The sequence below is a fragment of the Streptomyces sp. CA-142005 genome (assembly GCF_050942335.1).
Classification (GTDB): domain Bacteria; phylum Actinomycetota; class Actinomycetes; order Streptomycetales; family Streptomycetaceae; genus Streptomyces.
The window spans coordinates 5,251,966-5,277,473 of sequence record NZ_CP192078.1 but is presented as its reverse complement, the minus strand read 5'-3'; the positions used below and the strand labels follow the sequence as shown (position 1 = coordinate 5,277,473).

At 71.5% G+C, this 25,508-nt stretch carries 20 protein-coding genes and 1 pseudogene; 12 read left to right on the top strand and 9 right to left on the bottom strand.

The features are described 5' to 3' along the window. Positions 1-34 precede the first annotated feature (34 nt). From ACQPXS_RS24760 to metG, 3 genes are all read left to right on the top strand, one after another. The gene (locus ACQPXS_RS24760; protein WP_433451436.1) at positions 35-1,978 is read left to right on the top strand and encodes an FUSC family protein; all 1,944 of its coding nucleotides are present in this window, start codon (positions 35-37) and stop codon (positions 1,976-1,978) included. 73 nt (positions 1,979-2,051) lie between these two features. Further along, on the top strand, positions 2,052-3,683 hold the full coding sequence (locus tag ACQPXS_RS24755) for a VWA domain-containing protein (RefSeq protein ID WP_433451435.1): 1,632 nt from the start codon (positions 2,052-2,054) through the stop codon (positions 3,681-3,683). Positions 3,684-3,827: 144 nt separating this feature from the next. Beyond that, on the top strand, positions 3,828-5,552 hold the full coding sequence (gene metG / locus ACQPXS_RS24750; protein WP_433451434.1) for a methionine--tRNA ligase: 1,725 nt from the start codon (positions 3,828-3,830) through the stop codon (positions 5,550-5,552). A gap of 101 nt (positions 5,553-5,653) precedes the next feature. Here metG and ACQPXS_RS24745 read toward each other — a convergent pair whose 3' ends face one another. After that, entirely contained in the window at positions 5,654-6,001 is a 348-nt protein-coding gene (locus ACQPXS_RS24745; RefSeq protein WP_433451433.1) for a DoxX family protein, read from the bottom strand. Positions 6,002-6,109: 108 nt separating this feature from the next. On the opposite strand from ACQPXS_RS24745, the gene ACQPXS_RS24740 reads away from it, so the two are divergent. Next, the gene (locus ACQPXS_RS24740; protein WP_433451431.1) at positions 6,110-6,802 is read left to right on the top strand and encodes a nucleotidyl transferase AbiEii/AbiGii toxin family protein; all 693 of its coding nucleotides are present in this window, start codon (positions 6,110-6,112) and stop codon (positions 6,800-6,802) included. Positions 6,803-6,862: 60 nt separating this feature from the next. Here the strand turns inward: ACQPXS_RS24740 and aspS are convergent, their stop codons facing one another. Continuing rightward, entirely contained in the window at positions 6,863-8,626 is a 1,764-nt protein-coding gene (gene aspS, locus ACQPXS_RS24735; protein WP_433451430.1) for an aspartate--tRNA ligase, read from the bottom strand. A 175-nt stretch (positions 8,627-8,801) separates the two neighbouring features. Here aspS and ACQPXS_RS24730 point away from each other — a divergent pair. Then, positions 8,802-10,919: pseudogene (locus tag ACQPXS_RS24730) on the top strand (SpoIIE family protein phosphatase); the annotation flags it as partial. Here ACQPXS_RS24730 and ACQPXS_RS24725 read toward each other — a convergent pair. Further along, a complete protein-coding gene (locus ACQPXS_RS24725; protein ID WP_433451428.1) occupies positions 10,886-12,025 on the bottom strand; it encodes an AI-2E family transporter in 1,140 nt (379 codons plus the stop codon). The pseudogene ACQPXS_RS24730 and the gene ACQPXS_RS24725 sit on opposite strands and share 34 nt — an antisense overlap. A 99-nt stretch (positions 12,026-12,124) precedes the next feature. On the opposite strand from ACQPXS_RS24725, the gene ACQPXS_RS24720 reads away from it, so the two are divergent. Beyond that, complete coding sequence (locus ACQPXS_RS24720; RefSeq protein WP_351803061.1) at positions 12,125-12,763, top strand: MerR family transcriptional regulator; 639 nt, start codon at positions 12,125-12,127, stop codon at positions 12,761-12,763. Between the two features lie 112 nt (positions 12,764-12,875). Here ACQPXS_RS24720 and ACQPXS_RS24715 read toward each other — a convergent pair whose 3' ends face one another. Together ACQPXS_RS24715 and ACQPXS_RS24710 are read right to left on the bottom strand one after the other, a co-directional pair. Beyond that, positions 12,876-13,853: a pirin family protein gene (locus ACQPXS_RS24715; RefSeq protein WP_433451427.1), complete on the bottom strand. Its 978-nt coding sequence runs from the start codon at positions 13,851-13,853 to the stop codon at positions 12,876-12,878. A 480-nt stretch (positions 13,854-14,333) separates the two neighbouring features. Continuing rightward, positions 14,334-14,801 (bottom strand): SseB family protein, encoded by a 468-nt coding sequence (locus ACQPXS_RS24710; protein ID WP_351803055.1) that lies wholly within the window; start codon positions 14,799-14,801, stop codon positions 14,334-14,336. A 325-nt stretch (positions 14,802-15,126) separates the two neighbouring features. On the opposite strand from ACQPXS_RS24710, the gene ACQPXS_RS24705 reads away from it, so the two are divergent. From ACQPXS_RS24705 to ACQPXS_RS24695, 3 genes are all read left to right on the top strand, one after another. Beyond that, positions 15,127-16,953, top strand: coding sequence for an acyl-CoA dehydrogenase (locus tag ACQPXS_RS24705; RefSeq protein ID WP_433455922.1), 1,827 nt, complete (start codon positions 15,127-15,129; stop codon positions 16,951-16,953). 100 nt (positions 16,954-17,053) lie between these two features. Next, positions 17,054-18,352, top strand: coding sequence for a M18 family aminopeptidase (locus ACQPXS_RS24700; RefSeq protein WP_351803051.1), 1,299 nt, complete (start codon positions 17,054-17,056; stop codon positions 18,350-18,352). A gap of 66 nt (positions 18,353-18,418) precedes the next feature. Beyond that, the gene (locus ACQPXS_RS24695; RefSeq protein WP_433451426.1) at positions 18,419-18,685 is read left to right on the top strand and encodes a DUF6458 family protein; all 267 of its coding nucleotides are present in this window, start codon (positions 18,419-18,421) and stop codon (positions 18,683-18,685) included. A 13-nt stretch (positions 18,686-18,698) separates the two neighbouring features. Here the strand turns inward: ACQPXS_RS24695 and ACQPXS_RS24690 are convergent, their stop codons facing one another. From ACQPXS_RS24690 to ACQPXS_RS24680, 3 genes are all read right to left on the bottom strand, one after another. Beyond that, complete coding sequence (locus tag ACQPXS_RS24690) at positions 18,699-20,519, bottom strand: thioredoxin-like domain-containing protein (RefSeq protein ID WP_433451425.1); 1,821 nt, start codon at positions 20,517-20,519, stop codon at positions 18,699-18,701. A gap of 109 nt (positions 20,520-20,628) precedes the next feature. After that, positions 20,629-21,471 carry a calcium-binding protein gene (locus tag ACQPXS_RS24685; RefSeq protein WP_433451424.1) on the bottom strand — a complete coding sequence of 281 codons (843 nt, stop codon included), beginning with the start codon at positions 21,469-21,471 and terminating at the stop codon, positions 20,629-20,631. A gap of 149 nt (positions 21,472-21,620) precedes the next feature. After that, complete coding sequence (locus ACQPXS_RS24680; protein ID WP_433451423.1) at positions 21,621-22,043, bottom strand: cupin domain-containing protein; 423 nt, start codon at positions 22,041-22,043, stop codon at positions 21,621-21,623. Between the two features lie 52 nt (positions 22,044-22,095). On the opposite strand from ACQPXS_RS24680, the gene ACQPXS_RS24675 reads away from it, so the two are divergent. Together ACQPXS_RS24675 and ACQPXS_RS24670 are read left to right on the top strand one after the other, a co-directional pair. Next, complete coding sequence (locus tag ACQPXS_RS24675) at positions 22,096-23,097, top strand: GlxA family transcriptional regulator (RefSeq protein ID WP_433451421.1); 1,002 nt, start codon at positions 22,096-22,098, stop codon at positions 23,095-23,097. Positions 23,098-23,128: 31 nt separating this feature from the next. After that, positions 23,129-23,623, top strand: a complete 495-nt coding sequence (locus ACQPXS_RS24670; RefSeq protein ID WP_351803039.1) for an LURP-one-related/scramblase family protein — start codon at positions 23,129-23,131, stop codon at positions 23,621-23,623. 39 nt (positions 23,624-23,662) lie between these two features. Here ACQPXS_RS24670 and ACQPXS_RS24665 read toward each other — a convergent pair whose 3' ends face one another. After that, positions 23,663-24,457 carry a carbon-nitrogen family hydrolase gene (locus ACQPXS_RS24665; protein WP_351803037.1) on the bottom strand — a complete coding sequence of 265 codons (795 nt, stop codon included), beginning with the start codon at positions 24,455-24,457 and terminating at the stop codon, positions 23,663-23,665. A 219-nt stretch (positions 24,458-24,676) separates the two neighbouring features. On the opposite strand from ACQPXS_RS24665, the gene ACQPXS_RS24660 reads away from it, so the two are divergent. Beyond that, positions 24,677-25,501 (top strand): maleylpyruvate isomerase family mycothiol-dependent enzyme, encoded by an 825-nt coding sequence (locus ACQPXS_RS24660; protein ID WP_365324205.1) that lies wholly within the window; start codon positions 24,677-24,679, stop codon positions 25,499-25,501. The last annotated feature ends 7 nt before the right edge of the window (positions 25,502-25,508 follow it).

Below are 25,508 nucleotides of genomic sequence, written 5' to 3'. Positions count from 1 at the left end.
GGTCGGCGCGGAGCGAACCGGCGATAATGGCCGCATGTCGCGCGAGTTCCCCATCGGCCTCACCCCTCCCGACTGGCTGGTCCGGAACCTCCGCCCCCAGCAGGCCCCCGTCAACAAGGCGGCCGTCGTCCGCGCCGCCATCGCCATGGCCCTCCCCCTGGCGATCGGCCTCACCACCGGCTACCCGGCATACGGCGCCCTCGCCTCCATGGGCGCCCTGTCCGGCGTCATCGGCGACACCGCCGACGCCTACCGCATGCGCATCCTCAACATCGCCGTCCCGCAGTTCTTCGGCGCGGTCGGTGTGACGCTGGGCGCGCTGGTGTACGGCCACGGCTGGTACGCGGTGACCGTGGTGACCGGGATCGCCCTGCTCTCCGGCATGATGTCGACGATCGGCGCGGTGGCCTCGGTCTCCGGCCTGCTCCTCCTGCTGAACTGCGTGGTGGGCGCGGGCCTTCCGCTGCCCCGCCCCTGGTGGCTGGCCCCGGCACTGATGACCGGCGGCGGCCTCCTGGTCCTCCTCCTCGCCCTCCTGGCCTGGCCGCTGCGCTCGGGCGTGCCCGAGCGCTCGGCGGTGGCGGCCGCCTACCGCACCGTCGGCACGCTCCTCGCCGTCTCCGGGACGGACCACATCGAGGAGTACGACGAGGCCCGCCATGCGGTCACCCAGTCCCTCAACCAGTCCTACGACCTGATCCTCGCCCGGCGCGCCCGCCACCACGGCCGCAGCCCCGAACTCACCCGTCTCCTCGCCCAGTTGAACGCCATCATCCCGGTGGTGGAGGCGGCCCCCGCGGCCCATCTGGCGGCCCGCCCCCTGCCGCCCGAGATCCCCGCGGCGGTCCACCACCTGGCCCAGGCGGTGGAAACGGGCCATACGGGCCGGACGGCCCTGCACCTCCCGGTACCGACGACGGAGACGGCCCGCGCGGTGGACCACGCCCTGCGCCACACGGCCGAGGTGGTGACGGCCCCCGACGTGGACCCCCGGGGCATCGACGACCGCCTGGGCCGCCCGGCGGCGCTGGGCATCCGAACGGCCAGAGCGGCCCGCAACGTCGTACTCTCCGCCAACTCCTGGCGGTACGGCCTGCGCCTCGCGGTCTGCATCGGCATCGCCCAGGCCCTGGTGTCGCTCATCCCCGTTCCCCGCTCCTACTGGGTCGCCCTGACGATCACCTTCGTCCTGAAGCCCGACTTCGGCTCGGTCTTCTCCCGCGCCCTGCTGCGCGCCCTCGGCACGGTGGCGGGCCTGGTGATCGCGGCGGTGGTCCTGGCGGAGGTCCCGATGGGCTGGTGGGACGTCCTCGCGATGCTGCTCCTGGCCCCCTTGATCCCGGCCCTGACTCCCCGCGGCTACGGCTACCAGACGGCGGCCATCACCCCGGTGATCCTCCTCCTGTCGGACATCCTGAACCACCAGGGCACGGCGTTGCTGCTCCCCCGTCTGACGGACTCGCTCCTGGGCTGCGCGATCGCCCTGACGGCCGGCTACCTCCTCTGGCCGGAGAGCTGGCGCACCAGGGTCGGCGACCGCCTGGCCGACGCGGTGGCGGACACGGCGCGGTACGTGGAGACGGCCTTCACCGCCGACGGGGACCCCGCCGAGCGGGCCCGCATGCGCCGCCGCCTCTACCGCGACCTCTCGGTGATCCGTACGGAGTTCCAGCGGGCCCTGACCGAACCACCGCCGACCGGCCGCCGCGCGGCCGCGTGGTGGCCGCTGGTCGTGGCGGTGGAACGCATCGTCGACGCCACGACGGCGGCGCGCGTCCGTGTGCGGCACGGGGCGGCGCGCCCGTCCGCGGCCGAGATCACCCAGGTGGTCCTGCAACTCCGGGAGCTTTCGGAGGGCGTACGGGACGCCGAGATCCTGACCCCGGTCCGCACCGACCTCACCGGTCCCGCGGGCAGCGTCCTGGAGCCGCTGCGCCAGGAGGTCGCGGCGGCCCGGTCGATCGCATCCCCCCACTGAGTGCTTCGCTAACCTTACGTGTCCGTCCTGGCCAGGGATCGACGTGGATCAACTCACGCGAAGGGTTGCACACATGGGCATTCTCACTCTCCTGCGGAACGCATTCAGCCGCTCCCGCAAGGGACGAGCCACGGAGGCAGAGGGTGCGGACCGCCTGCCGGCGCAGCCGGAAACCCCCCAGCCCACAGCCCCCGCGGCCGGCGCCACCGTCCCCGAACCCCGCCGCTCCTCCCACGAGGAACACGACCTGGTGGCAGCGGCCTTCAACAACATCACGGTCCCCCGCCCCTCGGAGGCGGAACCCACAGTCCAGGCGGAGCCCGAGCCCCCCGCCACCCCGACGTCCGACAAGCCGGCCGAGCCGGAGGAGCCGATCACAGAGACGGCCGAGGCCGAGGTCACGCAGCCGGCAGAGGCCGAGACGCAGACCGAGCCGGAGGCCGAGCAGCCGACACAGGCCGAGACGCCGACCGAGCCGGAGATCGCGGAGACCGCCGAGGCGGAGGAGACGGCCGAGGGCGACACCACGCCGCAGGCCGAGCAGCAGCCCGCCGAGAACCACACCGAGCCGGAGGCCGAGCAGCCGACCGCGCCCGAGGAGCCGCAGGCCGAGAAGGCAAAGGTCGAGGACCACACCGAGCCCGAGGTCGCGGAGACCGCCGAGGCGGAGGAGACGGCCGAGGGCGACACCACGCCGCAGGCCGAGCAGCAGCCCGCCGAGAACCACACCGAGCCGGAGGCCGAGCAGCCGACCGCGCCCGAGGAGCCGCAGGCCGAGAAGGCAAAGGTCGAGGACCACACCGAGCCGGAGGCTGAGGCGCCGGAGGCCGTCGAGGCGGTGTCGGTGACGGCGGAGGAAACCGTCGCACCGGCCGACGAGACGACCGCCCCGCAAGCCGCCGACGGCGAGGACGCCCCACAGGGGCCACCCGCAGCCGACGACGAAAGCCGCACGGGTGGTGCGGGTGGGAACACAGACGCCGAAGGCGAAGCCGAGGCGAACGCCGACCCGACCCCCACGCCGCAGGCGCCCGCCACCACCCTGGCCAAGGTCAGGTCCCGCACCCCCTCCCTCGCCACCGCCTACAAGGCCGCCACGACCGCCCTGAAGAAGAGGGACCTCACCGGTACCCGAGCCAAGGTCTACCTCGTCCTCGACCGCTCAGCGAGCATGCGGCCGTACTACAAGGACGGCTCCGCCCAGGCCCTCGCCGACCAGACCCTCGCCCTCGCCGCCCACCTGGACCCCGAGGCCACGGTCCACACCGTCTTCTTCTCCACGGAGATCGACGGCACCACCGACCTCACCCTCACCCCGGACCACGAGACGAAGATCGACGACGTCCACGCCGGCCTCGGCCGCATGGGCCGTACCAGCTACCACGCCGCCGTGGAGGCCGTACTCGCGCACTACGACGAGTACGAGAAGGACACCACCCCCGCCACCCCCGCCCTCGTCGTCTTCCAGACCGACGGCGCCCCGGACGCGAAGACCCCCGCGACCCAGGCACTCACCGCGGCGGCGGACACCCACCCCGCCGTCTTCTTCTCCTTCGTCGCCTTCGGCGAACACGACAACAAGGCCTTCGACTACCTCCGCAAACTGAAGAGCGACAACACGTCGTTCTTCCACGCGGGACCCACCCCCCGCGAGCTGACCGACGCGGAGCTGTACGAGGGCGTCCTCGCCACCTGGCGTCCGTAACGGACCACGACGGGCGGTCACCCTGAGTGACATCCGGGCCGTCCGCTTCCCACCCTGCAAAACGGGAAGCGGGCGGCCCACCCATGTCGGCTACGATTTCAAGGTTCGAAACCGCAGAAAAGCAGCGACCTGGGAGCAGCCACGATGGCTCGACACCTCATCACCAGCGCCCTTCCCTACATCAACGGGATCAAGCACCTGGGCAACATGGTGGGGTCCATGCTCCCGGCGGACGTGTACTCCCGGTATCTGCGCCAGCGCGGTCACGACGTCCTGTACATCTGCGCCACCGACGAGCACGGCACCCCGGCCGAGCTGGCCGCCAAGGAGCAGGGCCTGCCGGTCGACCAGTTCTGCGCCCAGGCGCACGACGCGCAGAAGGCGGTCTACGACGGCTTCGCCCTCGCGTTCGACTACTTCGGCCGCAGCTCCTCCCCCGAGAACCGCGACATCACCCAGCACTTCGCCCGCAAGCTGAACGAGAACGGCTTCATCGAGGAGCGGGCGATCCGCCAGGTCTACAGCCCCGCCGACGGCCGCTTCCTGCCGGACCGCTATGTCGAGGGCACCTGCCCCCACTGCGGCTACGACAAGGCCCGAGGCGACCAGTGCGAGAACTGCACCCGCGTCCTGGACCCGACCGACCTGATCAACCCGCGCTCGGCGATCTCCGGCTCCACGGACCTGGAGGTCCGCGAGACCAAGCACCTCTTCCTCCTCCAGTCCAAGCTGGAGAACGAGGTCCGCGAGTGGGTGGCCCGGCACGACAAGGACTGGCCGCAGCTCGCCTCCTCCATCGCCCACAAGTGGCTCACCGAGGGCCTGCACGACCGGGCGATCACCCGTGACCTGGACTGGGGCGTCCCGGTCCCGGCCGACACCTGGCCGGAGCTGGCCGCGGAGGGCAAGGTCTTCTACGTCTGGTTCGACGCGCCGATCGAGTACATCGGCGCGACGAAGGAGTGGGCCGACCAGGACCCGGAGAACCGGGACTGGAAGTCGTGGTGGTACGACGCGGACTCCGGCGAGAACCCCGTCCGCTACACCGAGTTCATGGCGAAGGACAACGTCCCCTTCCACACCGTCATGTTCCCGGCCACCGAGCTGGGCGTGCGCGAACCGTGGAAGAAGGTCGACTACGTCAAGGCCTTCAACTGGCTGACGTACTACGGCGGGAAGTTCTCCACCAGCCAGAAGCGCGGTGTCTTCACCGACCAGGCCCTGGACATCCTCCCGGCCGACTACTGGCGCTACTTCCTCGTCGCCAACGCCCCCGAGTCGGACGACTCGTCCTTCACCTGGGAGCACTTCACCGCGACGGTCAACAAGGACCTCGCCGACACCCTCGGCAACTTCGTCAACCGCGTGCTGTCCTTCTCCAAGAAGCGCTTCGGCGAGGAGGTCCCGGTCGGCGGCACCCCCGGCGAGGCCGAGACGAAGCTCGGCGAGCAGATCGCCGAGCTCCTCGCCGAGTACGAGGGCCACATGGAGGCGCTCCAGTTCCGCAAGGCCGCCGCGGCCCTGCGCGCCCTGTGGTCGGCGGGCAACTCCTACCTGGAGGAGAAGGCCCCCTGGCTGCAGATCAAGACCGACAAGGACGCCGCGGCCCTCACCCTGCGCACGGCGATGAACCTGATCCACCTGTACGCGGTGGTCTCCGAGCCGCTGATCCCGGCGACGTCCGCCGCCATGCGCCAGGCCTTCTCCCTGCAGGACGACACCGCCACCTGGGTCACCCCCGACGAGGCCAAGGCCCTGACCTCGGTCCCCGCCGGCACCCCCTTCACGGTCCCCCCGGTCCTCTTCGCCAAGCTGACCGACGAGGACCTGGCGACGTACAAGGAGCGCTTCGGCGGCGAGGAAGGCTGACGAGTCCGACAGCTTGAGCGGGCCCGGGAAGACGTCCTCCCCGGGCCCGCCGTCCACGTCGCCTGGGCTGCCTGGTTGCCGCCCGTGGCGAGAATGTCCGCTCAAGAGGCGTGCCCGAGGACGAGCGCGCCGACGACCGGTGCGGCGTAGACGAGCGGGAACGGGATGTGCGTGTACCAGCGTGCCCGTGCCACGGTGACCGCGGCCCCGAGGAAGTAGGCCACCAGCCCGATCCCGGCCAGCACTCCGATCACCGGCACGAACAGCCCGACCACCAGCCCCCCGGCTCCGGCGGCCTTGGCCAGCCCCAGCGCCGTCCACCAACTGCGCGGCACCGCGTAGTCGGTGAGCGCCTTCACGATCCAGTCGGCCCGCATCAGCAGCACGGCCCCGGAGAACCCGGCCATCAGCGCGGCGAGCAGGGTGACGACGACGTAGGCGATGTGCATGAGAGGCTCCCGTGGAGAGGTGATCCGGCTGCGGACGCCTCTCTGACACCGGCGCTCGCGGGCGTGTGACAGGGAGCCGGAAAAAATCTCTGGCAAAGTACCGGTGTCGTGAACCTCCCCGAATCCCACCACCGGCTCCTCGCCGACGTCGTCACCGCCGGCGGCCCCCACGGGCTGGTGCTCGCCGGCGGATACGCCCTGCAGGCGCACGGCCTGGTGCAACGCCCCCACGCGAACCTCGACTTCGCCACGGAGAGCGCCGAGGGCATGGAGCGGATCGCCGGTGCCCTCGGTGCGGCCCTGGAGTCGCGGGGCCGGCAGGTGCGCCTGGGGCCCGCGGGCATGCTCACCGCCCAGCTGACCGTCACCGACCCGCCGACCGGTGAGCCCTGCGCCCTCGCGCTGCACAAGGAGGCCTTCTGGCAGCCGCCGGCGCTCACCGGGTACGGGCCGGCCCTGTCCCTGGAGGACGCCGTCGGGACGAAGATCCGGGCCCTGTACGACCGGGGCGCGGCCGTCGACCTGATCGACGCGCGGGCCGCCGCGGTCCGGTTCTCCCTGCCGGACCTGGAGGAACTGGGCCGCCGGCACGCCCACGACCCGTTCGACCTGCCGACCCTGCAGTCCCGGCTGACAGGCACGGACTTCTACTCCGACCTGGACTTCGTCCGGTACGGCCTGGACGAGGCCGAGGTCACCGGCCTGCGCGCCTGGGCCCAGCAGTGGTCCGACGACATCGCCGAACGGCTGCTGGAGGACGGCGCGTCACCGGACGCGGAGGACGTCGAGGACGGGGACTGACGACGGAGAGGCCCGGAACCCCACGCCGGGGTTTCGGGCCTCTCCGTTGAAGCTGCCGTACTACTTCGGCTGCGGCTTCCTGATGTTCAGGTGCAGCTCGCGCAGGCGGGCCTCCTCCAGCTCGGTCGGGGCGCCCATCATCAGGTCCTGGGCGTTGCCGTTGAGCGGGAAGGCGATCGTCTCGCGGATGTTGGGCTCGTCCGCGAGGAGCATGACGATGCGGTCCACGCCGGGGGCGATGCCGCCGTGCGGCGGGGCGCCGAAGCGGAACGCGCGGAGCATGCCCGCGAACTTCTCCTCGACGGTCTCGCGGTCGTAGCCCGCGATCTCGAAGGCCTTGAGCATGATCTCCGGGTCGTGGTTCCGGATGGCGCCGGAGGACAGCTCGACACCGTTGCAGACGATGTCGTACTGCCAGCCCAGGATGTCCAGCGGGTCCTGGGTCTCAAGGGCCTCCAGACCGCCCTGCGGCATGGAGAAGGGGTTGTGCGAGAAGTCGATCGCGCCGGTCTCCTCGTCCTTCTCGTACATCGGGAAGTCGACGATCCAGCAGAAGCGGAACACGCCCTCCTCGAAGTGGCCCGCGCGGCGAGCCGCCTCCACCCGCACCGCACCCATGATCTTGGAGACCTCGTCGAACTCGCCCGCGCCGAAGAAGATCGCGTGGCCGGGGGCCAGGGACAGGCGCTTGGTCAGCTCGGCAACGTTCTCCTCGGTGAGGAACTTCGCGATCGGGCCGGACAGCGCGCCGTCCTCGCCGACGCGGACCCAGGCCAGACCCTTGGCGCCCAGCGAGACGGCGAACTCGCCGAGCTGGTCGAAGAACTTGCGCGGCTGGTCCTGGACGGCCGGGACGGGCAGCGCGCGCACGTGCTTGCCGGCGAACGCCTTGAACTCCGAACCCTCGAAGACATCAGTGATGTCGACCAGCTCCAGCTTGGCGCGCAGGTCCGGCTTGTCGGAGCCGTACTTCAGCATCGCCTCGCGGAACGGGATCCGCGGGAAGGGGGACGTGACATGACGGCCGTTGCCGAACTCCTCGAACAGCTCGGTCATCAGCTTCTCGACCGGCTGGAAGATGTCCTCCTGCTCGACGAAGGACATCTCGATGTCGAGCTGGTAGAACTCGCCCGGCGAGCGGTCGGCACGGGCGTCCTCGTCGCGGAAGCAGGGCGCGATCTGGAAGTAGCGGTCGAAGCCGGAGATCATCAGCAGCTGCTTGAACTGCTGCGGGGCCTGCGGCAGCGCGTAGAACTTGCCGGGGTGCAGGCGCGAGGGGACCACGAAGTCACGCGCGCCCTCGGGGGAGGTGGCGGACAGGATCGGCGTCGCCATCTCGTTGAAGCCCATCGCCGTCATCTTGTGGCGCATCGCCGAGATGACCGCCGTACGCAGCAAGATGTTGCGGTGCATGCGCTCGCGGCGCAGGTCCAGGAAGCGGTACTCCAGGCGCCGCTCCTCGTTGACCCCGTCCTCGGTGTTGATCGTGAACGGCAGCGGCGCGGCGGCGCCCAGCAGCTCGACCTCGGCCACCTCGACCTCGACCTCGCCGGTGGGCAGGTCGGGGTTGATGTTCTCGGTTCCACGTGAAACAACGCGGCCGTCGACGCGGACCGTGGACTCCTTGGAGAGCTTGTCCAGGGCCTCGTACGCGGGCGTGCCGGGGCGGGCCACCAGCTGCGTGATGCCGTAGTGATCGCGCAGATCGATGAAGAGGATGCCGCCCAGGTCGCGCCGATTGTGCAGCCAGCCACTGAGCCGGACGTCGGTGCCGACGTCAGAGGCGCGGAGCTGGCCGCAGGTGTGGGACCTGTACCGATGCATCGTCGTTCATCGTCCTTCGTGTGTGGGTCTGCGGGGGAGGGGTGCTCTCCCCGGCGAGAACGGGCACGGGGCCCGGACCCATCAAGGGTACCGGGCACCCCAAGATCGGCTCCCCACCATTACCGTTCGGTCACCTAGGTGGCATCCACCGGTCATATGTTCCTAAAGTGGGGCGATGCGTACTGGCGAGCCCCTCCCGTCCGTCGGAGACGTCCTCGCCGCCCTCGCGACCGGGCTGTGGCACTGGGACACGGCCGCCAAACTGGTCACCGTGGACGCGGAGGCGGCGCGGCTGCTCGGACTGCCCGCGGAGCCGACCACCCTCACCGAGGTCCAGACCCGGGCCCGGCTGCACCCCGAGGACTGGAACGAGATCACCGGTGTGGTCCCGCTGGCGGTCGACGAGGGCACGCTCGCCGAGGTGCGCATCCGGATCATGGACGAGCAGGGGAACGTCCTGCGGGTCGTGCGCAGCCGGTCCAAGCCCTCCTTCGATCCCGAGCGGCGGGCGTACGAGCTGATCGGCACCCTCCAGGAGGTCACCGAGCCGACCCCGGGCACCCGGGCCGCCCGCAGCGCGGTCACCGGCGACTGGCGGCGCTCGCGGGAGGCGTTCCTGCTGGACGCGGGCCGGGCGCTGGCCGAGGCGCGGTCCACGGCCGAGGTGCTGCGGGTGGCCGGCGGCCTGTCGATGCCGGGGTTCTCCCCGGACGGGCTCGTGGTGTTCGGGGTGGAGGGCGACCGGCTGACGATCACCGGCCAGCACGGGCACCAGCCCGGCGACATGAACCCCTTCTCGGACATGCCGCTGACCACCGACTACCCGGCGGCCGAGGTCGTCCGCACGGGCCGCGCGGTGTATCTGTCCTCCCCCGAGGAGTACAAGGCCCGCTACCCGGCGTCCTGGCCGCTCGCCCGGCACTTCGGCCGCCGCTCGTGGGCCTTCCTGCCGCTGACGGCGGCCGGACGCCCGATGGGCGCCTGGATGGCGGCCTTCGCCTATCCGGTGGCGTTCACGCCCGACGAACGGGCCGTGCTGACGACGGTGGCCCGGATGCTGGCCCAGGCGCTGTCCCGGGCCGGCGCCGAGGAGTCCGAGCGGGAGCTCACCGAGGGCCTGCAGCGCTCCATGCTGCCCTCGCTCGGCCCGGAGATCCCCGGCATGCAGGTGACCGCCCGGTACATCCCGACCGGCGGAGGTCTCCAGGTCGGCGGCGACTGGTACGACATGATCCCGCTGCCCTCCGGCCGCTTCGCGCTGGCCATGGGCGACGTCCAGGGCCATGACGTACGGGCCGCGGGCCTCATGGGCCAGCTGCGCATCGCCCTGCGCGCCTACGCCTCCGAGGGCCATCGCCCTGACGCCGTGCTCACCCGCGCCTCCCGGTTCCTGCACGGCATCACCCACGACGACCAGATGACCGACATCCGCTTCGCGACCTGCGTGTACGTGGAGGCCGACCCGGCGACCGGGATGCTGGAGATCGCCCGCGCCGGGCACCCGGACCCGGCGATCCGGATGGCCGACGGCACGGTGATGATGCGGCCGACGGCGGGCGGGCTGCCGCTGGGCGTGGACCCGGACGCGGACTATCCGACGACCCGGTTCGCGCTCGAACCCGGCGAGACGCTGATGCTCTGCACCGACGGCCTGATCGAGACCGGCGGGCACGACCTGGACACCGGCTGGCGCAGACTGCGCACGATCCTGGAAGAGCACCCCGGGGACGACGGGGTCGATCTGGAGTCGCTGGCCGACGCGCTGGTGCAGGGTGTGCACGGGCCGTCCTCCCACCACACCACCGGTCCCCTGGCCGACCGCCGCGAGGACGACATCGCACTGCTTCTGCTGGGGAGGCCGCTGGACGGCGCCGGACGGCCCGCGATACGGCGCACCCTGCTGTCGGTGGCGCAGGACGAGCCGGACCGGATCGCCGAGGCCCGCCGGCACCTGCGCGAGCTGCTGCACGACTGGGCCTCGCCCGAGCAGATCGACTCGGCGGTGCTGCTGGTCTCCGAGATGGTCACCAACGTCCTGGTCCACACCGACACCGACGCGCTGCTGCTCGCCGAGGTGACCGGCGAGGCGGGTGCGCGCGGGCTGCGGGTGCAGGTCACCGACGCGGGCGACGACCTCCCGCACAAGCGCCGCCCCGGCGAGCTGGCGTCCTCGGGCCGCGGCCTGATGCTGATCGAGCTCCTCGCGGACGCCTGGGGGGTGAACCCGCGGGGCGAGGGCAAGAGCATCTGGTTCGAGCTCTATGAGTCGGGCGGTGCGTCCGGGGGCGTGTCCGGGGGGCGTGCGGCGGAAGGCGATGCGTCGGTGGACGCCGGGCTCGAAGGTGCCGCGGTGGAGGGCGCCGAGTCGGAGGGCGCCGCGTAACGCGCACGCAGCTCCTGTACGACCCCGAAGGCGGCCGCGGTCAGCGGCACCGCGAGCAGCATCCCGAGGATGCCCGCGACGGACGCCCCGGCGGTGATGGCGAGCATCACGGCTGCCGGGTGCATCTGCACGGTCCGGCTCTGGATGGCCGGCTGCAGCACATGCCCTTCCAGCACCTGCACGGCGAGCACGACCCCGAGCGCCCACAGCGCGATGACGAAACCGCGGTCGGCGAGCGCGACCAGGACGGCCACCGCGCCGGAGATGAAGGCGCCGAGATAGGGGATGTAGGCGCCGACGAAGACGAGCGCGCCGAGCCCGACCGCGCCGGGCACCTGGAGGATCAGCAGGCCGACGGTGATGCACACGGCGTCGATGAGCGCGATGAGGGTCGTCCCGCGCATGAACCCCTCGACCGCCTCGAAGGCGCGCCGGGCGACGGCCTCCAGGGTGTCGGCGGTGCCGCCGGGCGCCACGGCCCGCAGGACCTCCACGGCCCGGTGGGAGTCGCGCAGGAAGAAGAAGACGAGCAGCAGGGCGAGCACGGCCATGGCGAGGGACTCGCCGACGACGCTGACCCCGCTGATGACGTTGGACGCGGCCGTACTCCCGAACCTGCTCAGCAGGTTGCGCGAGTTCGCGGCGAGGTCGTCGAGACCGGTGCCGGCCGCCCCGAAGTGCTGTGCGACCGCCTTGGCGGCGTCCCGCAGCGAGGCGATGATCTCGTCGCCGGTGTCGATGAGCGCGGCGACGACGATGTACACGGCACCGCCGACGACGGCCACGACGGCGACACAGGTGAGCCCGGCCGCCACCGACGCCTGCACCCCGGCCCGCACGAGCCGCCGGTGCAACGGGCCGAGCAGCGCGGTGCCGAGCAGCGCGACCAGCACCGGGGTGACGGCCGTACGGAACTCCCCGCACAGCCGCACCCCGACCCAGCCCACCCCGGCGACGAGCAGCAGCACTGCGCACCAGGCGGCGAGGCGTCGAACGGGGTCGGGCAACAGCTGCACACGTCCAGCGGATCATGGGCGCCGACGGGTGTCCTGCCGCGCGGGGCCGGGCGGGTGAGGTGCGGCTCCGGCGGGCCGGGAGGCTCGTATCCTCGCCCCATGCGTATCGGAGAGCTGGCGCAGCGCACGGGAGTCCCGGTTCCGACGATCAAGTACTACGCACGGGAGGGCCTTCTGCCGCCCGGCGTGCGCACCAGCCCCAACCAGGTCCGGTACGACGACACCCACGTGCACAGGCTCAAGCTGATCCGGGCGATGCTGGAGGTCGGCGGCATGTCCGTGACCGCGGTCGGACAGGTGCTCGCCCGGATGGACGCCCCGGACCGCACCGTCCACGGGATGCTCGGCGGCGCCGCCCGGCCCGCCGTCGGCCGGACCGCCGCGGAACGGGGCACCCCGCAGGACCGCGAGCGGGCCGAGGCGGACGCGGCCGAGCTGGTACGCCGGCACGGCTGGCGGGTGGAGCCGGAGAATCCCGGCTGGGTGGCGCTGGTCCAGCTCATCCTGACGTACCGCGATCTGGAGCGGGAGGATCTGCTGGCACTGCTCGACGAGTACGCCTCGGCGGCCGGCCGGCTCGCCGGGGCCGAACTGGCCACCGTGGCCCGGGTGCCGACCGCGGACGGCAAGGTCGAAGCCGTGGTGCTGGGCACAGTACTGGGCGACGCCGCGATGGCCGCGCTGCGCCGGATCGCCCAGGAGGACGTCTCGGCCAGGACGATGGTGCCCTCGGCCTAGCACCGGCTCCCGGCCGGCCTCTGCCGCCGACCGGCTCGGACCGTGGGCGGGCACAGGCCCGGGGGGCCAGGGGGGCACTGCCCCCTGGTACCCGTACCGGTACCGGTAGCCGTCAGGCCTGCGGCCCCTCGCCGGTCATGCCGTGCACCGCGGGGATCGTCCCCAGCCGCCCCTTCTGGAAGTCCTCGAACGCCTGCATCAGCTCGTCCTTGGTGTTCATGACGAACGGCCCGTAGTGCGCCATGGGCTCACGGATCGGCTGCCCGCCGAGCAGGACGACCTCCAGGTCCGGCGTGTGGGAGTCCTGCTTCTCGTCCGCGCGGACGGTCAGCGAGGACCCGGCGCCGAACACCGCGGTCTGGCCGAGGTGGATCGGCCGGCGCTCCGCACCGACGCTGCCGCGGCCCGCGAGGACGTAGGCCAGCCCGTTGAAGTCCTCCCGCCAGGGCAGGGTGACCTCGGCGCCCGGGGCGACGGTCGCGTGGATCATCGTGATCGGGGTGTGCGTGATGCCGGGACCCTTGTGGCCGTCCAGCTCACCCGCGATGACGCGCAGCAGCGCACCGCCGTCCGGGGTCGTCAGCAGCTGGACGCTGCCGCCGCGGATGTCCTGGTAGCGCGGGGCCATCATCTTGTCCTTGGCCGGGAGGTTCACCCACAGCTGCAGGCCGTGGAAGAGACCGCCGGACACGACCAGGGACTCCGGCGGCGCCTCGATGTGGAGGAGGCCCGAGCCCGCGGTCATCCACTGGGTGTCGCCGTTGGTGATGGTGCCGCCACCGCCGTTGGAGTCCTGGTGGTCGAAGACGCCGTCGATGATGTAGGTGACGGTCTCGAAGCCGCGGTGCGGGTGCCAGGGGGTGCCCTTGGGCTCGCCCGGCGCGTACTCCACCTCGCCCATCTGGTCCATCATGATGAACGGGTCGAGGTGGCGGTAGTGGATCCCCGCGAACGCCCGGCGCACCGGGAAGCCCTCGCCCTCGAACCCGCTCGGAGCGTTCGCGACGGCCAGCACCGGACGCGCCACGGCGTCGGCGGGGGCGGTCACGCGGGGCAGCGTCAGCGGGTTCTCGACGGTCACTGCAGGCATGGTCGGTACCTCCTTGTGCACTCACTTTAGTTGAGCGTTGAACTTTCTGCCACCCCCAACGGAACGAGCCCGGAGGGAATTCCCTCCGGGCTCCAGGGAGCGCACGTCAGACAACGGCGAGGACGACGGCGAGCAGGACCGCCACCGAGCCGGCGGCCACCGGAATCCCGAACACCAGCAACAGGACGGCACCGGACGCGAGCATCCCCGCGGTGCCGGTGCCGGCCCGGCCGCTTCCGTCGGGATCGGCGGGGTCGTACAGGATCGGCGCCCATGCGTCACCGCGGACATCCTTGCCCGTACAAGTGCGTACGACGACTCCAGCCGCCCCTCCGCCACGGCCCCCGCCTGCGCAGCGCCCAGGCGGCGCGCACCGGCCGCCGGCCGGCCCGGGCGGACCAGCAGCCGACGGCACCCACGGGAAGCGCGGCGAGGAAGACCACGACCGGCACCACCCCGCCGTCCGCGCGGCACGGCCGGCTAGCCGTACATCCGCCGCATGGCGAAGTCGACCATCTGCTCGACCGCCTTCGCGTCGAAGACCATCCGGTGCTCGCCCTCCATGTCCAGGACGAAGCCGTAGCCGGTGGGCAGCAGGTCGATCACCTCGGCGCCGGTGATCACGAAGTACTTGGACTCCTTGCCCGCGTACCGGCGCAGCTCCTTGAGCGAGGTGAACATCGGGATCACCGGCTGCTGGGTGTTGTGCAGGGCGAGGAAGCCGGGGGTGTCACCGCGCGGGCAGTACACCTTCGACGTGGCGAAGATCTGCTGGAAGTCCTCGGCGGACATCTGCCCGGTGGTGAAGGCCCGCACCGCGTCCGCGAGGGAGGGCGGGGACGGCTCCGGGTAGAGCGGCGGCTGCTGGCCGTACCCGCCGACACCGCCCGGCTGCTGCGGCGGGGCGTACTGCTGCTGAGCGCCAACGTTCTGGTCGTAGCCGTACATGGGCGCAAGAGTACCGAGGGAGGGGGGCGGAGCGGGTGCCGGAGTTGTCTGTGCGGCGAGCACGGGGTATCGCCGCGCGTGAGGGGCGAGTTGACGGCCCGGTACCGCGTGATCGGGGATACCGGGCGGTCACCTGTCTTTCGCCGGACACCCTGAACGGCGGGCGGCCCCGCTCACCAGCGCCGCGGAGTAGACCCTTCTCACACTTGCCGGGGCAGGGGTTGCTTCTTATTACCGGCGGGTAGCATCATCGGAGCTACTTGTTGGTACGTGAACTAGCCGCGAGGAGTCAGTGCCTCGCCGATCCCTCTACGGAGCCGTGACCATGGGGCACTACAAGTCGAATCTCCGCGACATCGAGTTCAACCTCTTCGAAGTACTGGGGCGCGACAAGGTGTACGGCACCGGCCCGTTCGAGGAGATGGACGTCGACACCGCCAAGAGCGTCCTGGAGGAGCTGACCCGCCTCTCGGAGAACGAGCTGGCCGAGTCCTTCGCCGACGCCGACCGCAACCCGCCGGTCTTCGACCCCGAGACCAACACCGCGCCGGTCCCGGCGTCCTTCAAGAAGAGCTACCAGGCCTTCATGGACTCCGAGTACTGGCGGCTCGGCCTGCCCGAGGAGATCGGCGGCACCACCTCGCCGCGCTCCCTGATCTGGGCCTACGCCGAGCTGATCCTGGGCGCCAACCCGGCCGTGTGGATGTACTCCTCGGGTCCGGCGTTCGCCGGCATCCTCTTCGAGGAGGGCAACGAGGTCCAGAAGCACATCGCCAAGATCGCGGTCGAGAAGCAGTGGGGCTCCACCATGGTGCTCACCGAGCCCGACGCGGGCTCCGACGTGGGCGCCGGCCGTACCAAGGCGATCCAGCAGGAGGACGGCTCCTGGCACATCGAGGGCGTGAAGCGCTTCATCACCTCCGGTGAGCACGACATGTCCGAGAACATCCTCCACTACGTGCTCGCGCGGCCGGAGGGCGCCGGCCCCGGCACCAAGGGCCTGTCCCTCTTCCTCGTCCCGAAGTACCTCTTCGACTTCGAGACCGGCGAGCTGGGCGAGCGCAACGGCGTCTACGCCACCAACGTCGAGCACAAGATGGGCCTGAAGGCCTCCAACACCTGCGAGATGACCTTCGGCGACCAGCACCCCGCCAAGGGCTGGCTCATCGGTGACAAGCACGACGGCATCCGCCAGATGTTCCGCATCATCGAGTTCGCCCGCATGATGGTCGGCACGAAGGCGATCTCCACGCTGTCCACCGGCTACCTGAACGCGCTGGAGTACGCCAAGGAGCGCGTCCAGGGCCCGGACCTGGCCAACTTCATGGACAAGTCCGCGCCCAAGGTCACCATCACCCACCACCCGGACGTGCGCCGCTCGCTGATGACGCAGAAGGCGTACGCGGAGGGCATGCGCGCCCTGGTGCTGTACACCGCCTCGATCCAGGACGCGATCCAGATCAAGGAGGCGGCCGGCGAGGACGCCTCCGCCGAGCACGCGCTGAACGACCTGCTGCTGCCGATCGTCAAGGGCTACGGCTCCGAGAAGGGCTACGAGCAGCTCGCCCAGTCGCTGCAGACCTTCGGCGGCTCCGGCTTCCTGCAGGAGTACCCGATCGAGCAGTACATCCGGGACTCCAAGATCGACACCCTGTACGAGGGCACCACCGCGATCCAGGGCCAGGACTTCTTCTTCCGGAAGATCGTCCGCAACCAGGGCGCCGCGCTGAACTCCCTCGCCGAGGACATCAAGAAGTTCCTGGCGCTCGGCACCGGCGGCGAGGAGCTGGCGGGCGCCCGCGAGCACCTGGCCAAGGCGGCCGTGGAGCTGGAGGCGATCGTCGGCCTGATGCTGACCGACCTCGCCGCCACCGAGCAGGACACCAAGAACATCTACAAGGTGGGCCTGAACACCACCCGCCTGCTCATGGCCTCCGGTGACGTCGTCGTCGGCTACCTGCTGCTCAAGGGCGCCGCGATCGCCGCCGAGAAGCTGGCCACCGCCTCCGCCAAGGACAAGGCCTTCTACACCGGCAAGATCGCCGCGGCGAGGTTCTTCGCGGCGAACGTCCTGCCGGGCGTCACCCTCGCCCGCAAGGTCGCCTCCGGTGTCGAGCTGGACCTGATGGAGCTGGACGAGGCCGCGTTCTAGCAGGTACCTGCCGGCCGTTCCGGCACGTACCCACGGATTCCCTGTGCGGGCCCGCTCCCTTTCCGGGAGCGGGCCCGTGCACGTCGTTAAGGTGAACCCCATGAGCGCACCAGCCCGCTTCGACCGCGGCCACACCGACGACCTCATGTCCTTCCTGGCGGCGAGCCCGTCGCCGTACCACGCCGTGGCGAACACCGCCGGGCGGCTGGAGAAGGCGGGCTTCCGTCAGGTCGCCGAGACGGACGCCTGGGACGGGACGAGCGGCGGCAAGTTCGTGCTGCGCGGCGGCGCGATCGTCGCCTGGTACGTCCCCGAGGGCGCCGAGGCGCACACGCCGTTCCACATCGTCGGCGCACACACCGACTCCCCGAACCTGCGCATCAAGCCGCGGCCCGACAGCGGTGCGCACGGCTGGCGGCAGGTCGCCGTCGAGATCTACGGCGGCCCGCTGATGAACTCCTGGCTGGACCGCGACCTCGGCCTGGCCGGCCGGCTGAGCCTGCGCGACGGCTCCACCGTGCTGGTCAACGTCGACCGGCCGCTGCTGCGCGTGCCCCAGCTCGCCATCCACCTGGACCGCTCGGTCAGCACCGAGGGGCTCAAGCTCGACAAGCAGCGTCATCTGCAGCCGGTCTGGGGCCTGGGCGACGATGTGCGCGACGGCGACCTGATCGCCTTCCTGGAGCAGGAGGCGGGGCTCGCGGCCGGCTCCGTCACCGGCTGGGACCTGATGACGCATCCGGTGGAGGCCCCGGCCTACCTGGGCCGCGACCGGGACCTGGTCGCCGGCCCGCGCATGGACAACCTGCTGTCGGTGCACGCCGGCGCCGCCGCCCTGGCCGCCGTGGCGACCTCGGGCGCCCCGCTCGCCCGTATCCCCGTGCTGGCCGCCTTCGACCACGAGGAGAACGGCTCCCAGTCGGACTCCGGCGCGGACGGCCCGCTGCTCGGCAGCGTGCTGGAGCGCTCGGTCTTCGCCCGCGGCGGCTCCTACGAGGACCGGGCCCGCGCCTTCGCCGGCACGGTGTGTCTGTCCTCCGACACGGGCCACGCCGTCCACCCCAACTACGCCGAGCGGCACGACCCGACGCACCACCCCCGGGTCAACGGCGGTCCGATCCTCAAGGTCAACGTCAACAACCGCTATGCCACGGACGGTTCGGGCCGCGCGATCTTCGCGGCGGCCTGCGAGAAGGCCGACGTGCCCTTCCAGTCGTTCGTCTCCAACAACGCCATGCCCTGCGGCACGACGATCGGCCCCATCACCGCGGCCCGGCACGGCATCAGGACCGTGGACATCGGCGTGGCGATCCTCTCCATGCACAGCGTGCGTGAACTGTGCGGCGCCGACGACCCGTTCCTGCTGGCGAACGCCCTGACGGCCTTTCTGGAGGGCTAGCCGGCTCCGCCCCGGGTACCCGGACGGCACCGGAGATTCCGGAACCGAAAGGGGAGGCGACTTCTCATGGGGCTCGGAGGATGCATCATCCTCATCGCCGTGGGGGCCATCCTCACGTTCGCGACCGACTGGCACATGAACGGCGTCAACCTCGACGTCGTCGGCCTGATCCTGATGGCCGTGGGCCTGATCGGCGTCGCCACGTTCAGCGGTATCGCGCGGCGCCGGCGCGTCGTGATGCCGCCGACGCCGGTGGTGGAGGAGGAACCGCACCGTCACCACCACCGCGTCGACGGGTACAGCGACGGGTACAGCGACGGCTACGGCGTCTGACGCGCCATGCCGCCTACTGCTCGTCCATCCCGGCGAGGACGAGCGGCAGGCGGTCCGTCGCACCCTCGGTGAGACGGACCGGGACGCCCCAGTCCTGCTGGTGGACGTGGCAGGCGGGGTATTCGTTCGTGTCGTCGTCGTCGCAACTGGCGGCCATCGCGGAGACATGCAGGACGCCCTCCGCGACCTCCGGGTTCAGCTCCAGGTCACGGCTCAGGTCCGTGTCCGCTCCCTCGCCCTTGAGCAGCAGCTCGGGCGGGGTCGAGGAGACCAGCAGACGGGTCGAGGGGCCGTATCTGGTGTCCAGCTTCTGGCCCGCCGGGGCCTGGAAGACGACGTCCAGCCGGAGTCTGTCGGGGGCGACCTCGGTCGCCGCGCGCCGGGTGCGGTGGGCGACCGGCTCGACCCGCACCGCCTCCTCGGGCAGCCGCAGCCGGGTCAGCCGGTGCCGGGCCGACTCGACCACCACGATGTCCCCGCCGACCAGGACGGCGTCGCTGGGCTCGCGCAGGTCGGTGGCCAGCGTGGTGACCTCGCCGGTCGCCGGGTCGTAGCGGCGCAGGGCGTGGTTGTAGGTGTCGGCGACCGCCACCGAGCCGTCCGGGAGGGCGGTGACGCCCAACGGGTGCTGGAGCAGGGCCTGTTCGGCCGCGCCGTCCCGGTGGCCGAAGTCGAACAGGCCGGTGCCGACCGCCGTGTGCACGTGCCCGTCGAGGTCCACCCAGCGCAAGGCGCTCGTCTCGGAGTCGGCGAGCCACAGCCGCTCGGCGGTCGCCGCGAGACCGGAGGGCTGGGCGAACCAGGCCTCGGCGCCGGGGCCGTCGACCAGGCCCTCGTTGGTGGTGCCGGCCGCCACGGCGACCGTGCCCGCCGCGGGGTCGTACGTCCACAGCTGGTGGACGCCCGCCATGGCGATCCACACCCGGCCGCCGAAGACCGCCACGTCCCAGGGCGAGGACAGATCCACCTCGCGGGCCGGGCCGGAGGTGGCGGACCCCTGCCACCACTGCTTCCCGGTGCCGGCCAGAGTGGTCACCGCGCCCGTGGCCGGGTCGAGGCGGCGCAGGGCGTGGTTGACGGTGTCCGCCACGACCACCGCGCCGTCCTCCAGCAGCGCCAGGCCCTGCGGCTCGTTGAAGGAGGCCTCCTGCGGGCCGCCGTCCGCGAAGCCGCGCGCGCCCGAGCCGATGCGCCGTACGACGGTCTCGGCGTCCTCGGCCAGCTCCACCAGCTGGTGCCGGGTGGTGTCGCTGACCAGGAAGTTCCCGGACGGAAGCAGCAGCGCCTTGCCCGGGAAGCGCAGGGTCGTCGGCTCGGGCTCCGGCGGCACGTACGGACCGTCGCCGCGGCGCAGGGTGCCCTTCGCCTCGTGCTCTGCCTCCAGCTCCTCCACCAGCCGCTCGATGGCGTGCGCGTGTCCCTCGCCCGCGTGCTGGGCGACGACGTACCCCTCCGGGTCGATGACGACCAGGGTGGGCCAGGCGCGCACCGCGTACTGCTTCCAGGTGGCGAGCTCCGGGTCGTCCAGCACCGGGTGCTCCACGCCGTAGCGCTCCACCGCGTCCACGACCGCCTGGTGCTCGGCCTCGTGCACGAACTTCGGGGAGTGCACGCCGATGATCACCACCGTGTCCCGGTGCTTCTCCTCCAGCTCGCGCAGCTCGTCCAGGACATGCAGACAGTTGATGCAGCAGAAGGTCCAGAAGTCCAGGACGACAATGCGTCCGCGCAGGTCGGCGAGGGTGTACTGCTTCTCGCCCGTGTTCAGCCAGCCACCCTTGCCGATCAGCTCGGGGGCGCGGACGCGGGCGCGTCGGGATGCGGAGTCGGTCATGGCTCCAAGAGTGCCACCCGACTCCGACAGCCGTTGGGGCGCCTGTGGACAACCGGCGGGGCCCGCTCAGGCGCCTGTGGAAAAGTCGCTCTCGGTCGTGCGGTCGCTCTCAGTCCTGGTGGATCACATCCGTGCCCGGGCCGCCGGAGAGCGTGTCCCGGCCGGGGCCGCCGTACAGCCGGTCGTTCCCGCTGTTGCCGTACAGCTTGTCGTCGCCGCTGTTGCCGTACAGGACGTCGTTGCCGGTGCCGCCGTTCAGGGTGTCGGCGCCGGTTCCGCCGGTGATCGTGTCCTTGCCGTCGTCGCCGGACAGGTACTGGGCTCCGGCGCCGCCGTGCAGCGCGTCGTCGCCCTTGCCGCCCTGGACGATGTTGTCACCGCCGCTCGCGTAGACCGTGTCGTTGCCGTCACCGCCCCAGGCCAGGCCCTCCGCGCCGACGGTGAGGGTGTCGTCGCCGGCGTCACCGGAGACGTAGGCGCCGTCCAGGCGGCCGGAGTCGGTCGCCTTGTCGTTGCCCGCGCCCAGCGAGATCTGGGCGTAGAAGTAGACCTGGTCGGTGCCGTTCTTGTAGGCGACCGTGTCGTTGCGGTCGCCCAGGTTCGTGATCAGGGCGGCGTACGGGTCCTGGCTGTCCACGAGGGTGACCGTGCAGGAGACCTTGGTGCGGTCCGCGCGGTCGGGGTGGGCGCAGTCGTGGCCCGCCTTGATCGGGACGACGTCGTCGATCACATAGGTGATGCCGGCGCGGTCCGCGGTGAAGGCCGCGGTGACGGTGGCCTTGTTGGTCTGGCCGGGGGCGGCCTGGTAGGTGAGCTGCCAGTCGTACTGGTTGACCGCGGCGGTGGCCGAGGCGGTGGCGGCGCCGGCGGTCCCGGCCAGGGTGAGGGGTGCGGCCAGGGCGGCGCCGAGGGCCAGGACGGCGGCGGCGCGTATCGAGGGCATGCGGGTCATGCGGGGCCTCCGGGAGGAACGGGCGGATCGTGGTGACGACTTCCGCACCGTTCGACTCGGGGACCCCGCCGCGGGTTGGCCGACTTCCTTTTCCATACCGGAAGTTCACCTGCGGGACACGCACCGGCCCGATGGATTCCGGACCCCGGTCAGGACAGGGCGTGGCCCGTGGTCACGTCCACGTGGTCGGGAACCTCCTCGTGCCGGTCGCCGACCGAGAGGGTGCCGGTGGGCTCGAAGAGGAGGACCTCGGCGCGGCGGGGCGCGGACGGCTTGTGATAGGTGCCGCGCGGCACGGTGAACACCGAGCCCCTGGTCAGGACGAGGGTGCGCTCGCCGGCCGGCTCGCGCAGGCCCAGGTGCACCTCGCCGTCGAGCACCAGGAAGAACTCGTCGGTGTCCTCGTGCACATGCCAGACGTGCTCGCCCTCGAACTTGGCGATCCGGACGTCGTAGTCGTTGACGGCGGCGACGATGCGCGGGCTCCAGCACTCGTCGAAGGAGGCGAACGCCTTGTCCAGGGAGACGGGCTCGCGGGCGGGCAGGGCGGTGGGTTCGGAGATGGGTTCCATGGGGTCATCGTGCGAGGTTCCGCCAGCGCCCCACGAGTGCTAGGAATCGCATATGCCGCAAGGATCCTCTCAGCCTCCGCACCGGGTCGTGCCGCCGCACCGGGTCGTCGTGATCGTGGACGCGGGCACCAACCCCTTCGAGGTCGGCGTCGCGACCGAACTCTTCGGACTGCCCCGGCCCGAACTGGGCGGTCAGGGGCCGCTGTACACGGTGACGCTGTGCGCGCCCACCCCGCGGATCGGGATGAACCACGGTTTCTTCACCCTGTCCGGCGTACCCGGCCTGGAGGCGGTGGACGAGGCCGACACCCTCGTCGTACCCGGACGCCCCGACAACGTCGTGCCGCGCGGCGCCGACGTGCTGGAGGCCATCCGGCGCAGCCACGCGCGCGGGGCGCGCATCGTCAGCTTCTGCACGGGCACCTTCGCCCTCGCCGAGTCCGGACTGCTCGACGGGCGCCGTGCCACCACCCACTGGATGTGGGCGGACACCTTCCGGGACCTGCACCCCAAGGTCCTGCTGGAGCCGGACGTCCTCTTCATCGACGAGGGCGACATCCTCACCGCCGCCGGCAGCGCCGCCGCACTCGACCTCGGGCTGCACCTCTGGCGCCGCGACCACGGCGCCGAAGTCGCCAACGCCGTCTCCCGGCGCCTCGTCTTCGCCGCCCACCGCGACGGCGGCCAGCGGCAGTTCGTGGAGCGCCCCGTGCCCGACGTGCCCGACGAGTCGCTCGGCCCGCTGCTGGCCTGGGCGCAGGAGCGGCTCGGCGAGCCGCTGACCGTGGCGGACCTCGCCGACCGGGCGGCCGTCAGCCCCGCCACCCTGCACCGGCGCTTCCGTACCCAGCTGGGTACGACCCCGCTGGCCTGGCTCACCGGGGAGCGGGTGGCGCTGGCCTGCCGGCTGATCGAGCGGGGCGAGGAGCGCCTGGACGTGGTCGCGGCCCGCTGCGGCCTCGGTACGGCGGCCAATCTGCGGGCCCGGCTGCGCCGGGAGACGGGGCTCAGCCCATCGGCGTACCGCAGGCGCTTCGGGCCGGCGGGCCCGTGACGATCAACGGGCGGCGGGGAACGGTACCCGCATGAGACTCCTCGTGCACGACCGGCTGCTCGGCATCGGCGACGACTACTGGATCGAGGACGAGCACGGCCGCAAGGTCTTCCTCGTCGACGGCAAGGCCATGCGGCTGCGGGACACCTTCCAGCTGAAGGACGCCCATGGGCGCGTGCTGATCGACATCCACCAGAAGATGTTCGCGCTGCGCGACACCATGGTGATCGAGCGGGACGGCGAGGGCCTGGCCACCATCAAGCGCAAGCGGCTGTCCCTGCTGCGCAACCACTACCGGGTGTCCCTGGTCGACGGCACCGAGCTGGACGTCAGCGGCAAGATCCTCGACCACGAGTTCGCCGTCGAGTACGACGGCGAACTCCTGGCCGTCATCTCCCGCCGCCGGCTGACCCTTCGGGACACCTACGGCGTCGACATCGTGCGCGAGGACGCGGACCCGGCACTGCTGATCGCGGTGGCGGTGTGCGTGATCCACCTGGCGCAGAAGGAGCGGGCGGACGACTGACGGGGCTCTCCCACGCCCGAGCCCCGCTCGAGGGGCCCGCTAGCGCCGCGGCGGCTCCAGGCCCAGCACGCGGTCCTTCAGCGCCGGGAACTGCTCGCGGGTGGTCGCCACCTTCGCCGGGTCGAAGTCGACGGTGAGGACCTCCTCGCCCGGGCCCGCCTCGGCGAGCACCTCGCCCCACGGATCCACCACGATCGAGTGACCCGCCTGCGGAACTCCGGCATGGGTCCCGGCCGTTCCACACGCGAGCACGAACGCCTGGTTCTCCACCGCCCGCGCCTGAGCCAGCAGCGTCCAGTGCGCGCGTCGCCGCTCGGGCCAGCCCGCGGGGATCACCAGCGTCTCGGCACCGGCGTCGACCAGTGCCCGGAAGAGTTCGGGGAAACGGAGGTCGTAGCAGGTGGCCACGCCGAGCGTGGTCCCGGGCAGCCGGACCGTCACCAGGTCCCGCCCGGCGCCCATCAGCACGGCCTCGCCCTTGTCGAAACCGAAGCGATGGATCTTGCGGTAGGCGGCGGCCGGCTCACCGGAGGGGGAGAAGACGAGAGAGGTGTTGTAGAGCGGCCCGTCCGGGTCCCGCTCGGGAATCGATCCCGCGTGCAGCCACACGCCCGCGTCGCTCGCGGCCTTGGCCATCGTCTCGAACGTCGGCCCTTCGAGCGGCTCGGCCTCGCGGCCGAAGTCCTCGTAGGCGAAGGCGCCGGTGGTCCACAGCTCCGGCAGGACCACCAGGTCGGCACCGGCCTGTTCCCGGACCAGCGCGGCCACCCGCTGCCGCCGGTTGTCGACCGATTCATCCTCGTTCACGGCGATCTGGATCAGCGAGGCGCGCACACTACCACCGTCCTGGCATTCGAGTCGTCCACACAGGCCTACGATCGTCACACGAAAGCACTGCCGGGGTGCCTGAAGGCAGCGTAACTTGGGGGTCCCCCCGGTTCGAGCGAAGCCGAGAACCAGGGGGCTCCCAGACGCCCGCCGAAGTGCAGCCGCCGCCCGCTGGCAACGCCGCCACAACCTGCCCGTGTACCGACCGCCGAGGGGTCCCGTTCCGTGAGTCTGCATCCCACCCTCCAGCCCTACGCCGACGCCTGGACGCACTCCATCGACGCGATATCCGAGATGGTCCAGTCGCTCGCGGAAGGCGAGTGGAACCGGCGGACCCCGTGCCCCGGCTGGTCGGTCCGGGACATCGTGTCGCACGTCATCGGCATGGACTGCGAGATGCTCGGCGACCCGCGCCCGATCCACACCCTCCCCCGCGACCTCTTCCACGTCACCACCGAGCACCAGCGGTACACGGAGATGCAGGTCGACGTCCGCCGCCACCACACGGCGCCGGAGATGACGGCCGAGCTGGAGTACACGGTCATCCGCCGCAACCGCCAGCTGCGCAACGAGTCGCGTGACCCCGGCACCACGGTCCGCGGCCCGCTGGGCACGGAGATCACGGTGGAACAGGCCTACCGCGCCCGCGCCTTCGACGTGTGGGTGCACGAGCAGGACCTGCGTACCGCCCTCGGCCGCCCCGGCAACCTGGACTCGCCGGGCGCGTACGTGGTCCGGGACGTCCTCCTCGAGGCGCTCCCCAAGGTCGTCGCGAAGGACGCGGCGGCCCCGCGCAGTTCGGCCATCGTCTTCGACGTGCACGGCCCGGTGGAGTTCCTGCGCACCATCCGCGTCGACATCCAGGGCCGCGGCTCCCTGGAAACCGCCCCCGCCCTCGGCCCCGCCGCCACCCTCACCCTCGACTGGGAGACCTACGTCCGCCTCGCCTGCGGCCGGGTGACCCCGGAGGCGGTGGCCGACCGGGTGAAGACCGAGGGCGACCCGGACCTGACGGCAGCGATCCTGCACAACTTCACGGTGACGCCGTAACCGGAGC

What these genes read in the sequence shown, in the direction of transcription:
- ACQPXS_RS24720 (WP_351803061.1), top strand. Translation starts at nt 12,125, where the DNA reads ATGCGTATCGGAGAGCTGGCGCAGCGCACGGGAGTCCCGGTTCCGACG.
- ACQPXS_RS24760 (WP_433451436.1), top strand. Translation starts at nt 35, where the DNA reads ATGTCGCGCGAGTTCCCCATCGGCCTCACCCCTCCCGACTGGCTGGTC.
- ACQPXS_RS24675 (WP_433451421.1), top strand. Translation starts at nt 22,096, where the DNA reads ATGCCGCAAGGATCCTCTCAGCCTCCGCACCGGGTCGTGCCGCCGCAC.
- ACQPXS_RS24715 (WP_433451427.1), bottom strand. Translation starts at nt 13,853, where the DNA reads ATGCCTGCAGTGACCGTCGAGAACCCGCTGACGCTGCCCCGCGTGACC.
- ACQPXS_RS24705 (WP_433455922.1), top strand. Translation starts at nt 15,127, where the DNA reads ATGGGGCACTACAAGTCGAATCTCCGCGACATCGAGTTCAACCTCTTC.
- ACQPXS_RS24695 (WP_433451426.1), top strand. Translation starts at nt 18,419, where the DNA reads ATGGGGCTCGGAGGATGCATCATCCTCATCGCCGTGGGGGCCATCCTC.
- aspS (WP_433451430.1), bottom strand. Translation starts at nt 8,626, where the DNA reads ATGCATCGGTACAGGTCCCACACCTGCGGCCAGCTCCGCGCCTCTGAC.
- ACQPXS_RS24745 (WP_433451433.1), bottom strand. Translation starts at nt 6,001, where the DNA reads ATGCACATCGCCTACGTCGTCGTCACCCTGCTCGCCGCGCTGATGGCC.
- ACQPXS_RS24685 (WP_433451424.1), bottom strand. Translation starts at nt 21,471, where the DNA reads ATGACCCGCATGCCCTCGATACGCGCCGCCGCCGTCCTGGCCCTCGGC.
- ACQPXS_RS24690 (WP_433451425.1), bottom strand. Translation starts at nt 20,519, where the DNA reads ATGACCGACTCCGCATCCCGACGCGCCCGCGTCCGCGCCCCCGAGCTG.
- ACQPXS_RS24710 (WP_351803055.1), bottom strand. Translation starts at nt 14,801, where the DNA reads ATGTACGGCTACGACCAGAACGTTGGCGCTCAGCAGCAGTACGCCCCG.
- metG (WP_433451434.1), top strand. Translation starts at nt 3,828, where the DNA reads ATGGCTCGACACCTCATCACCAGCGCCCTTCCCTACATCAACGGGATC.
- ACQPXS_RS24680 (WP_433451423.1), bottom strand. Translation starts at nt 22,043, where the DNA reads ATGGAACCCATCTCCGAACCCACCGCCCTGCCCGCCCGCGAGCCCGTC.
- ACQPXS_RS24755 (WP_433451435.1), top strand. Translation starts at nt 2,052, where the DNA reads ATGGGCATTCTCACTCTCCTGCGGAACGCATTCAGCCGCTCCCGCAAG.
- ACQPXS_RS24670 (WP_351803039.1), top strand. Translation starts at nt 23,129, where the DNA reads ATGAGACTCCTCGTGCACGACCGGCTGCTCGGCATCGGCGACGACTAC.
- ACQPXS_RS24700 (WP_351803051.1), top strand. Translation starts at nt 17,054, where the DNA reads ATGAGCGCACCAGCCCGCTTCGACCGCGGCCACACCGACGACCTCATG.